This is a genomic window from Streptomyces sp. NPDC048278, from assembly GCF_040652195.1.
In the GTDB taxonomy this organism is placed as follows: Bacteria; Actinomycetota; Actinomycetes; order Streptomycetales; family Streptomycetaceae; genus Streptomyces.
Genome location: NZ_JBEZLP010000001.1, coordinates 393,841 through 406,850 on the forward strand (window position 1 = coordinate 393,841; position 13,010 = coordinate 406,850).

General features: G+C 69.4%; 10 protein-coding genes. 7 read left to right on the forward strand and 3 right to left on the reverse strand.

The features are described from left to right. Positions 1-31 precede the first annotated feature (31 nt). Complete coding sequence (locus AB0D74_RS01825; RefSeq protein ID WP_362580141.1) at positions 32-694, reverse strand: SDR family oxidoreductase; 663 nt, start codon at positions 692-694, stop codon at positions 32-34. A gap of 277 nt (positions 695-971) precedes the next feature. Between AB0D74_RS01825 and AB0D74_RS01830 the strand changes: the two genes are divergently transcribed. The 5 genes from AB0D74_RS01830 (at position 972) to AB0D74_RS01850 (ending at position 8,086) form a co-directional block, all read left to right on the forward strand. Next, on the forward strand, positions 972-3,332 hold the full coding sequence (locus AB0D74_RS01830) for a SpoIIE family protein phosphatase (protein WP_362579196.1): 2,361 nt from the start codon (positions 972-974) through the stop codon (positions 3,330-3,332). A 200-nt stretch (positions 3,333-3,532) separates the two neighbouring features. Continuing rightward, positions 3,533-3,721: a hypothetical protein gene (locus AB0D74_RS01835; protein ID WP_362579199.1), complete on the forward strand. Its 189-nt coding sequence runs from the start codon at positions 3,533-3,535 to the stop codon at positions 3,719-3,721. Positions 3,722-4,144: 423 nt separating this feature from the next. Further along, positions 4,145-5,188: a zinc-binding dehydrogenase gene (locus AB0D74_RS01840; protein WP_362579202.1), complete on the forward strand. Its 1,044-nt coding sequence runs from the start codon at positions 4,145-4,147 to the stop codon at positions 5,186-5,188. 114 nt (positions 5,189-5,302) lie between these two features. Next, positions 5,303-6,505: a sensor histidine kinase gene (locus AB0D74_RS01845; RefSeq protein ID WP_362579205.1), complete on the forward strand. Its 1,203-nt coding sequence runs from the start codon at positions 5,303-5,305 to the stop codon at positions 6,503-6,505. Positions 6,506-6,598: 93 nt separating this feature from the next. Beyond that, positions 6,599-8,086 (forward strand): MFS transporter, encoded by a 1,488-nt coding sequence (locus AB0D74_RS01850; protein WP_362579208.1) that lies wholly within the window; start codon positions 6,599-6,601, stop codon positions 8,084-8,086. 289 nt (positions 8,087-8,375) lie between these two features. On the opposite strand, the gene AB0D74_RS01855 is transcribed toward AB0D74_RS01850, so the two are convergent. Beyond that, entirely contained in the window at positions 8,376-9,608 is a 1,233-nt protein-coding gene (locus AB0D74_RS01855; protein WP_362579211.1) for a cytochrome P450, read from the reverse strand. A 36-nt stretch (positions 9,609-9,644) separates the two neighbouring features. Further along, complete coding sequence (locus tag AB0D74_RS01860) at positions 9,645-10,295, reverse strand: TetR/AcrR family transcriptional regulator (protein WP_362579214.1); 651 nt, start codon at positions 10,293-10,295, stop codon at positions 9,645-9,647. A 396-nt stretch (positions 10,296-10,691) separates the two neighbouring features. Here AB0D74_RS01860 and AB0D74_RS01865 point away from each other — a divergent pair, with 396 nt between their 5' ends. Both AB0D74_RS01865 and AB0D74_RS01870 read left to right on the forward strand, forming a co-directional pair. Next, positions 10,692-10,844: a hypothetical protein gene (locus AB0D74_RS01865; RefSeq protein WP_362579217.1), complete on the forward strand. Its 153-nt coding sequence runs from the start codon at positions 10,692-10,694 to the stop codon at positions 10,842-10,844. 896 nt (positions 10,845-11,740) lie between these two features. After that, positions 11,741-12,952 (forward strand): cytochrome P450, encoded by a 1,212-nt coding sequence (locus AB0D74_RS01870; protein ID WP_362579220.1) that lies wholly within the window; start codon positions 11,741-11,743, stop codon positions 12,950-12,952. The last annotated feature ends 58 nt before the right edge of the window (positions 12,953-13,010 follow it).

Sequence of the window (13,010 nt, forward strand, 5' to 3'; positions counted from 1 at the left end):
CTCCCCTCCGACCGTACGTGACGCACGGAAGTCACCACAATCGCGCTGGTATCACATATGGATACCGCCATCGGGAGAGATCGTCTGTCCTGTGGAGAACCCGCCCGTCTCGGCCTTTCTCGTCGTCGCAGAGGAAGACGACCATCTCGGCCACCTCACGCGGGGTGGCCAGCCGCGGGATTCTCTGGGTTCCGACCAGGAACTGCACGAATTCGTCCGGCTGTTGCCGCATCAACGGCGTGTCGACGGATCCAGGCGCGATCGCGCCGAACAGGTTCACTTCCATGACCCGCCGGAACTCGTCGTCCGTCGTGTCCTCCAGGTAGTCGAACCTGGGAGTCCGGCCGTTGCGCATGTCGTCGACCGCTTTGAGGTTGGCGTCGGCGATCCGTTGGTTGGCCTCGGGGGTGGGGGCGTTGATGCCGGCCGAATTGACGAGTATGTCCAACCGTCCGAGTTCCCGGTCGACCCGCTCGAAGGCTGCCGTGACCGCCGCGCTGTCCCGGCCCGGCGCAGTACTACGCGTCAGCGGTACGTGTTCGGCCCGCACGGCCTCCGAGCCCACGGCTCGATCCGGGCGAGGATCGGAAACAGCCGTGACCGCGACGGCCGCGACGTCCTGATGGGTGCCGACCGCGGCCTCGATGGCGAGGGTCGAGGACTTCTCACCAGCACCCCCACGGAGTACCGACAGACGGGCACATGCAACGAGGGTGAGGAGGTACTACCGTTGAAAAAGGCTTGCTGTGGGCCGCGTACACAGTGGGCACGCAGGAGTCGAGGTGGCAGCTGGGAGCGTTGAGCCCGAGAGCCGAGCCGTGCAGCCGGCTTCAGAGCGGTGCGGCTCTCCGAAGCCCTCGGAGAGGGATGTGTCGAGGGTGCGGAAACTGGTGTCCGCCCTGGATTCGGCAGTAGCACAGCTGGGTGGCCTCGGCGGCATGGTGCACGAGCACTCTCCAGGTACTGGTCGCATGCGTCTGGTGGCTGCCAGCGGACTCGCAGCCGAGACCGTCGAGCCGTGGTCGAACCTGCTGGTGGATCGGGACGTGGCCCCGGCACGTGCGCTGCGCGAGGGCGCTCTCGTGACCGTGGCCGGGGAGTACGGTCCGGACGCAGCCTGCACTGTGGTGGCAGTACCCCTGATGGGCACCGGCGGACCGGTCGGCGCACTGTCCTTGTTCACCAAGACGCCTGTCGTGCCGACTCCCGAACAGCGCCCCTCACTTTATGGCGTCGCTGCCTGGTTCGCCGGGTACCTGGAAGGATCCCGAGGGAGACGCGAGGCCTCCGCGCCGGCGGAGACGGACTCGGCATCAGTAGCTCGATGTACCGCCCAGGACACACTGCGCACCCTGTACGAAGCATTCCTGGCCTTGGACGACAACTGGCAGATCACCTATTTCAACGAGGAGGCGGAGCGACTGTTCGCCCTCGGCCCCGCGCCGCTGGGCAGGGTGTTGTGGGACTTGCCGGCAGCGAACATACCCGGCTTGGAGGATCAGTGCCGACGGGCGTCCGCCGAGGCCTCGCCAGCCGTCTTCACCCTGCGCCTGCCGACCGATGGTCGTCTCGTCCATGTGCGGTGCGTGCCCGCGCGGGCCGGGGGACTGGCGATGTCCTGCACTGACGTCACAGAGACAGGGGGGCCTACGGACCAGCAGGCACGGGAGAGCAGACGGCCGGCCGACGAGCGACTCGCCGCCGCATGGACGTCCCGGATGGACGGACTGACCAAGGCGCTGTCCGAGGCCGTCACCTCCGCGGACATCGTACGCACAGTGGCCGACCACCTACTGCCCGCCTTCAACGCCGACGGCATGGGCATCGAGGTGCTTGAGGGCGACCGGCTGGAAGTGGTCGGGAGCGTCGGATACCCGCCGGGATACCTGCAGCAAGTCGGGCCAATGACTCTGCGGGACGTTCCAGAGGTTGCCGAGGTTCTGCGTAACCGCGCACCCCGCTTCATCGAGTCCGCGGCGGATTTCGGCGGCATCCACCCGAAATACAAGAAATTCCTGGCAACGTCACCGATGAAAGCCTGGGCGTTCCTTCCTCTTGCCACCTCTGGACGGGTCATCGGAGCATGCTTCATCGCCTTCCGCCGTCCGCATGTCTTCAACGATGACGAGCGCACCCTCGTAGCAGCCAGCAGCGGTGTGGTCGCCCAGGCGCTGGAGCGGGCCCGGCTGTACGACCTGGAGCACGCCCGGGCACAGGGGCTCCAGCGCGCGCTGCTGCCCAAGACACTGCCCAGCCTGCCCGCGCTCAGTGCTGCCGCCCGTTACCTGCCTGTGGGCGTGGATGAAGAGGTCGGCGGAGACTGGTACGACGTCATCCCGCTCTCCGCCGACCGGGTCGCCATGGTGGTCGGCGATGTGATGGGCCACGGCATCACCGAAGCCGCGACGATGGGACGGCTGCGCACGGCGGTCCGGACCCTGGCGGAACTGGAAATGCCCCCGGACGAAGTCTTCGTCCACCTCAACGAACTCGTCAGCGAGTTGGGCCACGATTGCTTCGCCACCTGCCTGTACTCCGTTTTCGACCCGGTCGCCCAGACCTGCACCTTCTGCTCGGCCGGTCATCCCCCTCCGGCAGTCGTTCACCCCGACGGCACGGTCACCTGTCCGGTCCTGGTTCCCGACCCGCCGCTGGGTGCCGCCTCCCCTCCCTTCGCCACCCATGAGCTCCGTCTGCCTGGCGAGAACATTCTGGCGTTCTGCACCGACGGCCTCCTGGAAGCCACCACCGGCGACATCGAACAGGGACTGGCCCATCTCAGGGACACCCTCGCCGACGCGATGACCAGGCAACGACAGGCTGTACCCGAGGATGGAGACAGGAGCGTCGATTTTCTCGACGACCTGTGCGACGCCGTCGTCACCGCCCTGATGCCCGACCGTAAACACACCGTCGACGACGCGGCGCTGCTGATCACCCTTACCCGGTGCACCGCCGACCGTGACGTCTCCTCCCTCGACCTGCCGGCCGACCCCCGTGCTGCCGGGCAGGCCCGGCGGCACGTCCGCGAGCAACTGGCCGTCTGGGGACTGGAAGACCTGACGACGACCACCGAACTCGTGGTCAGTGAACTGGTCGGCAACGTCATCCGCCACGCGAAGCAACCGCTACGGCTACGTCTGCTGCGCAGCAACACACTGATCTGCGAGGTCTACGACGGCAGCCTCAGCACCCCGCGCATCCGCAGAGCGACACACACCGATGAAGGAGGCCGAGGTCTGCAGATGGTCTCACTTCTCTGCCGACGGTGGGGCGCCCGCTACCTCGACGACGGCAAATGCATCTGGGCCGAACAGAGCCTCCACCCATGACCGCACCGAGGGCACAAACGATCACGGCTACCGCGTCTGCCTCATCAGCACGCGGGAGGGACGGGCGAAGGTGTGGCGGGCTACACCACGGATCCGGGAGGACACTCCCTCGTGGCGAGGCGTGAACGACGGGATCGTCAACTTACGCAAGTTCAACGAAGCCACGAGGGTCCTCCCCTCTCCCCCGAAACGGATCACCCGTGAAGAAGCTGCTCTCCTCCCGCCCCGCCCTGTGGTTCCTGTTCCTGTTCAACCTCGTCGTCGCTGCCGCCGCCCCGTTCGTCGTCGACGGGAGCCAGGGCATTGCGACCAGCGCCGGGATGGGGATCGTCTCGCTCGGCGCGGGGACCGCCCTGCTGCGCGGTGGGAGGCAGCGACAGCATGGCTGACCTGCACACCCTCATCTGCCGGCACCGCGGTGAATCGAATTGCTTGACTTAAGCAATCTCAATATGCTTGCCTGACTCAAGCAACACAGTGGGCGGTAGCTCACGACAGTCACAGACCGGGGCGCTTGAGCGGAGGCGCCCCGCCGCGCCGAACTCGTGGGGACGGGGTCGGCGCCGCTCTCGGACCCGGCGGCCCGGCACCTCCCGCACGCCGCCGGGTCCGAGTCCTCCTTCGCGGGTGCATGCCTGCGCGACATGGTCCTCGCTTCCGGCGATGTGAACTTCCCGCGCCAGGAGGAGCAGCGGCTCAACGCCGTGCCGCGAGAACGGGCCGAGGTCGGCGGTGCCGAGTACGTCGACACGGCGCATCCCTCGCCGGACACCTCTGGAACATCGGAACCCCGAGAAAGGATCACTTCCCACATGACCAGCATGAAGTCCCTGCAGACCGCCGGCGTGAACAAGGTGGACGTCGTGGAGGTCGACCGTCCCGTGCCCGGACCGAGGGACGCGCTCGTACGCATCCGCGCCTGCGGCATCTGCGGTACGGACGTGTCGTTCCTGCACATGGGTGGCATGCCCGCCCGCGCCCACCTCGGTGGCGACCCGGTGCCGGTCCCCCTGGGCCACGAGCCCGCCGGTGAGGTCGTCGAGGTCGGTACGGAAGTGACGGGACTGCAGCCCGGCGACCGGGTCGTCGTCAACCCGCAGGACGCCCCCACCGGGATCATCGGCTGCGGTGGCCGGTACGGCGGCATGAGCGAGTACCTGCTCATCGAGGACGCGGAGGTCGGCAGGAGCGTCGCGGTCTTCCCCGACACCGTTCCCTTCGCCGTCGCCTCCCTCAACGAGCCGATGGCGGTGGCCCGGCACGCGGTCAACCGCTCGCAGGCAAAGCCGGCAGACAGGGTCGTCGTCTTCGGCGCCGGGCCCATAGGTCTCGGTGCGGCGATCTGGCTGAAGCTGCGTGGCGTCCAGCACGTGGTCGTCGTCGACGTCATCCCTTCCAGGCTGGACAAGGCCCTGGCCGTCGGGGCCGACGCGGTGATCAACTCGGCCGAGGAGGACGTGACCGCGCGCCTCAGCGAGCTGCACGGCGAGGCCGCCAACGCGCTCGGCCAGCCCCGGCCCGGCACCGACATCTACATCGACGCGGCCGGGGCGCCCGCCGTCTTCAACACCGTGATCCAGAACGCCAGGTGGCACGCGAAGCTGGTCATGGTCGCCGTGCAGAAGAAGGGTTCCGACATCGATCTTGGCGGGATGCTCCGCAGCGAGCTGACGCTCATCGCCTCCCAGGGCTACCCGACGGAGATCTTCGAGGTGACTCCCGAACTCGTCGAGCACCAGGACCGGTTCGCCAAGCTGATCAGCCACAGCGTGCCCTTCGCCGAGGTCGAACGGGCCTTTGAGCTGACCCTCACCCCCGGGGCGGCCGAGAAGGTCGTCATCACCTTCGACGAGTAGTCGGGCAGGGGGCAAAAGGCCCGCGACCCGGGCAGTCGGCTCCTCGGCACCGCGCCGCGGAGCCGGCCGCGCCGTTGTCCCCTCCCCGGTTCCTGACCGAACAGAAGAACTCTCATGATCGACAGCCTGCAACGGCGCCTGCACGGCCACCCCCGCCCCGTCGACGCGATGCTCGCCGCCCTCTGCCTCGCGGCCTCCTGCCCTGCCGGCTTGGCCACGCTTCCCGGACGCGGCCCGGCCGTACCGTGGTGGCAGGTCGTCCTGCTGTCCCTCGTCTCGTGCGTCGCGCTGCTGTGGCGCCGCGGCCGCCCTCGCACGACGGCGGCCGTCGCGCTGGGCTGCGCCACGGCCGTGACCGCCTTCGGCTGCCTGGTCACGCCGTTGCTGCTGGGACCCGCGATGGTCGCGCTGTTCTCGCTGGCCGTCCGCACGGACCGCAGGACGGCGAACATCTGCGCACTCTCCGGCATCACGGTGCTGACAAGCACGGCAGTGATCACCGCCCACGACGCCGAGCCCCTGATGTTCACCCTGGTCAGCCCCGCTTTCTGGCTGCTGCTGCCCACCTCGCTGGGTACCGTCGCCCGGCTGCGCAGGGCGTGGCTGGAGGAGGCCCGGGCCCGGGCCGACCACGCCGAGCGGAGCCAGGACGAGGAGGCGCGGCGCCGGGTCGCCGAGGAGCGCCTGCGCATCGCCCGGGATCTCCACGACGTCGTCGCCCATCACCTCGTCCTCACCAAGGTCCAGGCGGAGGCCATCGGCCGCTCCTTGTCGGCCCGGCCACAGGAAGCGGAACGACTCGCCGTCGAGCTCACGGACACCGCTTCCTCGGCGTTGCGTGAACTCAGAACCGCAGTGGGACTGCTGCGCGCCCCGGACGACGAAGCCGCCAGCGCCGCGACCGCCCCGGGCCTGGCCCGGCTGCCGGAGCTGACCGCCTCCTTCCGCGCAGCCGGTCTCCTGGTCAGCCTCCGCGAAGAGGGACAGCTGCGACCACTTTCGACCGGCACCGGTCTCACGGCCTACCGCATCGTGCAGGAGGCCCTCACTAATGTCACCAAGCACGCCGCCACTCGCTCAGCCGAGGTGCGGCTCGTCTACACTGACGACCAACTGGTCGTCACGATCACCGACGACGGCCCCCCGCGGTCATGCTCCCCCGCCCCGAAGAGCGGCTACGGACTCATCGGCATGCGCGAGCGCGCCGGCTCCGCAGGCGGCCGGCTCCGCGCCGGGGCCCGCCCCCAGGGCGGATTCGAAGTAATCGCGGAGTTGCCTCTCGACCCGAGGGCCACCGGCTCCGGCGCAGTGACCTGAAACATATCCCCTGAGATTGCTTAACTTACTCAATCAATCATATGCTTGCGTGAGTCAAGCAATTCCGCTCGAACCCGACGGAGGCTCCCCGCCATGTCCCACGCTTCTACCCGACCCGCCGACGCGGGGACGTCTGCCCCGCCCAGGGCCAACGCCGTGGTGGCGGTGCTGGCTCTCGCCGGGATTGTCGTCTCGCTCATGCAGACCCTGGTCATCCCGATCGTTCCGGAGCTCCCCCGGCTTCTGAATGCCTCCCCCTCCAACACCGCCTGGGCCGTCACCGCCACCCTGCTCGCCGCCGCCGTCGCCACCCCGGTCGTGGGCCGGCTGGGCGACATGATCGGCAAACGGCGGATGCTGCTGGCCAGCATCGTGATGCTGATCGCCGGCTCGGTGGTGTGTGCGTTGGCCGACTCGCTCGTCCCGATGGTGATCGGACGCGCCCTGCAGGGCCTGGCCGCCGCGGTCGTCCCACTGGGCATCAGCATCATGCGCGACACGATGCCCGCCGAGAAGCTGGCCGGCTCCACCGCCCTGATGAGCGCCTCCCTCGGCGTCGGCGGCGCCCTCGGCCTGCCGGCCGCCGCGTTCATCGCGGACCGCTGGAACTGGCACATCCTGTTCTGGGCCTCCGCCGGCCTCGGCGCGCTCTCCCTGATCCTGGTGCTGCTGGTCATCCCGGAGTCCAAGGTGCGCACCGGAGGCCGCTTCGACCTGGTCGGCTCGCTGGGCCTGGCCGCCGGTCTGCTCTCCCTGCTGCTCGCCGTCTCCAAGGGCGGCGACTGGGGCTGGACCTCCAGCACCACTCTCGGCCTGGGCGTCGCCGCCGTCGTGATCCTGCTGGCCTGGGGCTGGTGGGAGCTGCGTACCCGGCAGCCGCTGGTCGACCTGCGCACCACCGCCCGCCGCCAGGTGCTGTTCACCAACTTCGCCTCGGTCGCGCTCGGCTTCTCGATGTTCGCCATGTCCCTGGTCCTGCCGCAACTCCTGCAGCTGCCCACGCAGACCGGTTACGGCCTGGGCAAGTCCATGCTGACCGTGGGTCTGGTGCTGGCTCCGCAGGGTCTGGTCATGATGGCCATGTCCGCCGTCTCGGCGAGCGTCACCAGGGCCAAGGGCCCCAAGGTCACCCTGATGATCGGCGCCCTGATCGTCGCCTCCGGCTACGCCCTCAACATCCTGCTGATGTCCGAGGTCTGGCACCTCGTCCTGGTCTCCTGCATCATCGGCGGCGGCGTCGGCTTCACCTACGGCGCTCTGCCCGCCCTCATCATGGGCGCCGTCGAGCCCTCCCAGACCGGTGCCGCCAACAGCCTCAACACCCTGATGCGGTCCCTGGGCACGTCCTTCGCCAGCGCCATCGCCGGCGTCATCCTCGCCCAGATGACCACCGGCTTCGGCGGCCACGCGCTGCCCTCGGAGAACGGCTTCAAGGTCGTCATGGCCATCGGCTCCGCCGCCGCCCTCCTCGCCTTCGCCCTCGCCACCTTCATCCCCAAGCGGCGCGCCGCTGCCCAGCCGGAAGCGGCGACGCAGGCCCCGGAGCCCGCTGCACAGGCGGTGAGCGAGGCGCAGGCCTGACACATCCCGGACACCGGCCCCGGCGGTCGTCCCCCGTACGCGGGGACGGCCGCCGGGGCGGTGTCGTCCCTGCCTCCGGCCGGAGGGCCGGGGAGCGCGTATGCCGACCACGCAGACGGCATGGGGGCCGATCGGCCGACGTCGCCGGTTCCGGAGTGGCCTCGCCCTCGGCCGGCCAGTCGTTGACCATGCCGCTCGCGCCGTTGGAGAAGAAGATCGCCAGGTCGTCCTGCGCCGCCTGGTCCAATCCGCCGAACATCCGTCGCGGCCGGTTCCCGGGCGTCGTCGTTCACCACCAGGACACGGGCAGTTCGTGGACGCCGTAGACGAGCGCGTCGTGTTTGAAGGGGACGGCATCGAGAGGGACGGCACGGCGCAGGGTGGGGATCCGGCGGTAGAGCGTGCCGTAGACGACCTGGAGTTCCAGACGGGCCAGGGGCTGGCCGAGGCACTGGTGGACGCCGAAGCCAAAGGCCACGTGGCGGCGCGCGTCGCGGGCGAGGTCCAGGCGGTCGGGGTCGGGGAAGACATCGGGGTCGCGGTTGCCGATGTCGTTGGCCAGGATCAGTCCCTCACCCGCGCGGATGGTCCGGCCGGAGATCTCGATGTCCTCCAGGACGACACGGCGCCGGCCGTTGTGCGTGATGGTGAGATAGCGCAGCAGTTCCTCCACCGCCGAGACGATCAGCCTGGGGTCGTCGGTGTCCCGCAGCAGGGCCAGCTGGTCGGGGTGTTCGAGCAGGGTGAGCGTGCCGAGCGCGATCATGTTGGCGGTCGTCTCATGACCGGCGATCAGCATCAGCTTGCCCATCTCGGCCGCTTCCTGGCGGGTCAGCTCCCCCGCCCTGACGCGTTCGGCCAGGGTGGACAGGAGGTCGTCGCCGGGCTCGGCGAGCTTGCGGCCCATCAGCTCGTCCAGATACCCGGAGAGTTCGCCGTGGGCTGCCGTACGCTCCTCGGGCGTCGCGGTGCGGCTGATGATGCCCTTGCTGCACTCCTGGAACAAGCCGTGGTCGCCGTAGGGCACTCCGAGCAGTTCGCAGATCACCAGCGACGGCAGAGGCAGGGCGAGCGCCTCGACCAGGTCCGTCGGGTTCGGCCCGGCGAGCATGTCGTCGATCAGTCCGTCCACGATGCGCTGGACGGCCGGGCGCATCGCTTCCACTCGGCGGATCGCGAACCGGGAGGTGAGCATGCGGCGGTGCGTGGCGTGCTCGGGGTCGTCCATGGCGATGAAGGCACGACGGACGGCGCCGGGCGGCAGCGGGACCGCGCTGGGATAGCCGGGGGTGTCGGCCACGGCACTGACCCGCGGATCGGCGAGCAAGGCCCGCTGATCCGCGTGGCGGGTGACGAGCCAGGGACTGCTGCCGTCCCAGACGCGCACCCGGGACAGCGGGCGTTCCCGCTGCCGGTCGTACAGGCCGGGCGGCGGGTCGAACGGGCACCCGGCCGCCCGGGGCATCGGGTACTCGGGGGTGTCGGCGGTGTTCTCGGGGACCGTGTGGGGGGTGGTGGTCATGGTCTCCAGTACCTTTCGGGGCCAGTTCGTCTGTTGTCAGGGGTGTGGTGTCACCGGCGCTCCCCACAGCCCCACGACCGCGTCGATCAGGCTGTCGGCGAGTGCGTCCCAGGTCGGGTGGAGAGTGGGGCTGCCATCGGCGAGGGCACGTTCACGCTCAGCGCACATCTGGGCGATCACGTGGCCCGCCATGGCCTGGCGTTCGGCGCGGATCCCGGCCGGCAGGTCGGGCAGGCACTGGTGCAGTCCGGTCAGGATCAGGCGGAGCGAGGCGGACTCCATCGCCTCCCGGGTGTTGATGCGCTGAAGCCCCGGATCGCTCATCAGTTGAGCCCGGAACCGCGCGTACCAGGTTCTGGCGCCGAGTGCCGCCAAGTGCCCGGTGTAGGGGCGCACCAGACAGGCCACCCAGTCCCGCAGGTCACCGGAGCCGACGGCGCCGGTCACCATGTCGAGCCGCGCCGCCTCCATCTGCGTGGCATGACGCCGGGCGATCGCGCGGACCAGGTCGGCCTTGGAGCCGAAGTGGTAGGTGACCGCCGCGCTGTTGCCCTGGTCGGCGGCTTCGCTGATCTGGCGGTTGGACACCGCGTGCATTCCGTGTTCGGCGTAGAGGCGCTCCGCCGCGTCCATGATCGCCTCCCGGGTCGCACCGCCGCGCTCCGCCCGCATGACTCGGTCCGCCATCCGTCATCACCCGCTCTCACCGGGGCCGTGCCCCTGTCGTTCGCTGTACGCCAAGGGCAGTTTCCCGTGTCCTCCCGGGGAGATGGGTCCTCACACCGCACGGATCCAATCATCTGCTCGACTCAAGTTAAGCATCTGATTTAATTCAGTCAATCAGTCGATCGATACATTGCCGGGTGGCCCTCGCGAACACACCGCAGGACGGAGACCCGCCGTGTCGGAAGCCGTCACCGAAAGCGCCGGGACCAGCGGGCCCGCGGTCGCGCGTCCGGGCAGGTCGTCGGTGTTCTGACCTTCGCCGGGATCGCGGTGTCCCTGATACAGACCCTGGTGACACCGCTGCTGCCGGAACTCCCCCGGCTGCCCGGAGCATCGGCCGCGGACACCTCCTGAGCGGTGACCTCGACCCTCCTGTCCGCCTCCGTCGCCACGCCGGTCGCCGGGCGGCTCGGGGACATGTACGGCAAAGGGCGGGTACTCCTGGTCCGCCTCGCCCTGATGGCAGCCGGTTCGACCTGCCGGGCGTGGCCGGGCTGTCGGCCGCCCTGACATGCCCGCTGGTGGCGATCTCCCAGGGCGCCGAGTTCTCCCGGTGGCGATCGTTACGGGCAGGCCGAGTCGGCGCACTGCGCGCGCTTTCGCGGGAGCGGCCCGGTGAGGGCAAGTCCCTGCGCACCACCGGGTCTTCGCGCGCGATCTTCACGAACATCGCCTTGAATTTGCTTGACTAAAGCAAGGAAGAGATGCTTGCATAAGTTAAGCAAGTTGCAGGTTGTGGCCTCTGTACCGGTCTCCCTTCCACGGGAGTCCTCCCCCACCACGGAGACGACATGAGAGCAGACGTAACGGCCTTCCCCGAAGCGGTCATCCGCCCGGAGGGGGCATGAACCGGATCCCGATCGTCGGCGTTCCAGCCGCGGGACGTGCCGCTCGGCGGCGCCACTGCCGATTGACAGGCTGATCATGGTCGTCGGCGTGCGGACGCGAAGACCGACCGCCGGCCGGGCCCAGGTGCCGCACCCTCCGGAAACAGGGTGCGACTGCGCGACCGCCTGATGGCCGTGGCGACGGTCGGCCGTGGCCGGAGGGCGGGGGTCGTCGACGCCGAACGGGGCGGGGGACGACATGCCCGCCGCCGTCGACTCACCCGCCCGACGCCGGGTCCAGGCGCACGGCTGCCGGTGCGGCCACGACGAAGTGGCCCTCCTGGACAGCGATTTGACTGAACGTCAGTTCATGGCGGGGCGCCGCTGGGGGCCGTTGTGTCGAGGCCCCCCGGTGTCAGCGCAACGCCCAGGACCACGCGTCGGTGGCGGCACGCTCTCAACCTGGTCCTTTCTTCCTTTCTCCGCACGTTCAAAGCCCCCCCGCACGCGTCAGCAACCCGTTCTGCCCGGGAGATCACCTCATGGCGAGCGTGATCATCGACCGAAGGAGCCCCCACCATGACCGTGAACGATGTACGCGACTACCCCTTCGACCAGCCCAAGGCGCTGGAGGCCCCGCCCGAGTGGGCCGCGGCACGTGGCTGCCCGGTGACTCACGTCCGGACGCCCAGCGGTGACGTGGTCGGCCTCGTCGCCGGCTACGACGAGGCGCGGACACTGCTGTCCGATCCCCGCTTCAACCGCCGCCTGGACCGCGAGGGCGCCGCCCGTACGGCGACCACCGAGGACGGTGGCATGTACAACCGTGAGAACAAAGCCATGTCCGAGCTGATGGGCGAGGGGCACCGCCGCTACCGCCGGCTGATCAGCCCGGCGTTCACGGTGAAGAAGATGGAGGCCTGGCGCCCTCGCGTCCAGCGGATGGCCGACGACCTGCTGGACGCCGTGCTGGCCAAGGGCGCGCCGGTGGAACTGCGTTCCGAGTTCGCCCTCCCGCTGCCGGTAGGGGTCATCTGCGCACTGCTGGGCGCACCGGCCGAGGACGAGGACAAGTTCTCGCACTGGTCCGAGGTCATGATGACCACGACGAAGTACACCCAGGAGGAGGTCGACGAGGCGCGGACCGAGTTCGTGACCTACGCCGCCGCCCTGGTCGCCGAGAAGCGGGCGAACCCCGGGGAGGACCTGCTCAGTGAGCTGACCCAGATCTCCGACAGCGAGGACGGGCGGCTGAGCGGGGAGGAGCTCATCCAGACGGCGGTGGGCGTCCTGATCGCCGGCCACGAGACCACCTCGAACGCCATCATCAAGATGACGGCGCTGCTGCTCGCGGACCGTGCGCTGTACGAGGCCGTGGTCGAGGACCCGTCCCTGGTCCCGGGCGCGGTGGAGGAGTCACTGCGGCTGGACCCCGTCGGCGGCCTGGGCATCCCCCGGTTCATCTACGAGGACATCGAGGTCGGTGGTGAGAGGGTGCCCGCCGGGACCACCCTCTTCGTCAACCTCAGCGCCGCCGACCGGGACGAGCGCAAGTTCCCCGAGCCCGAGCGGTTCGACGCCACCCGTCCCAACGCCCAGCAGCACCTGGCCTTCAGCGCGGGACCGCGGTTCTGCATCGGCCAGACCCTGGCCAGGGTGGAGCTCCAGGTCGTCCTCGACACCTTCGTACGGCGGCTGCCCGGGCTCCGGCTGCGGGACACACCGGACGACCTGCGCATCCGGACCGGCGTCGTGGCCACCGGCCTGGAGGAACTGTGGGTCACCTGGTGACCGGCCGCCGCTGAACCGAACGGCGCACAACCGACGTACCGCGGAACGAACAAGGAGT

Excerpts from the sequence above, each read along its gene's own strand:
- AB0D74_RS01830 (WP_362579196.1), top strand. The coding sequence starts at position 972 with ATGCGTCTGGTGGCTGCCAGCGGACTCGCAGCCGAGACCGTCGAGCCG.
- AB0D74_RS01840 (WP_362579202.1), top strand. The coding sequence starts at position 4,145 with ATGACCAGCATGAAGTCCCTGCAGACCGCCGGCGTGAACAAGGTGGAC.
- AB0D74_RS01845 (WP_362579205.1), top strand. The coding sequence starts at position 5,303 with ATGATCGACAGCCTGCAACGGCGCCTGCACGGCCACCCCCGCCCCGTC.
- AB0D74_RS01850 (WP_362579208.1), top strand. The coding sequence starts at position 6,599 with ATGTCCCACGCTTCTACCCGACCCGCCGACGCGGGGACGTCTGCCCCG.
- AB0D74_RS01855 (WP_362579211.1), bottom strand. The coding sequence starts at position 9,608 with ATGACCACCACCCCCCACACGGTCCCCGAGAACACCGCCGACACCCCC.
- AB0D74_RS01860 (WP_362579214.1), bottom strand. The coding sequence starts at position 10,295 with ATGGCGGACCGAGTCATGCGGGCGGAGCGCGGCGGTGCGACCCGGGAG.
- AB0D74_RS01870 (WP_362579220.1), top strand. The coding sequence starts at position 11,741 with ATGACCGTGAACGATGTACGCGACTACCCCTTCGACCAGCCCAAGGCG.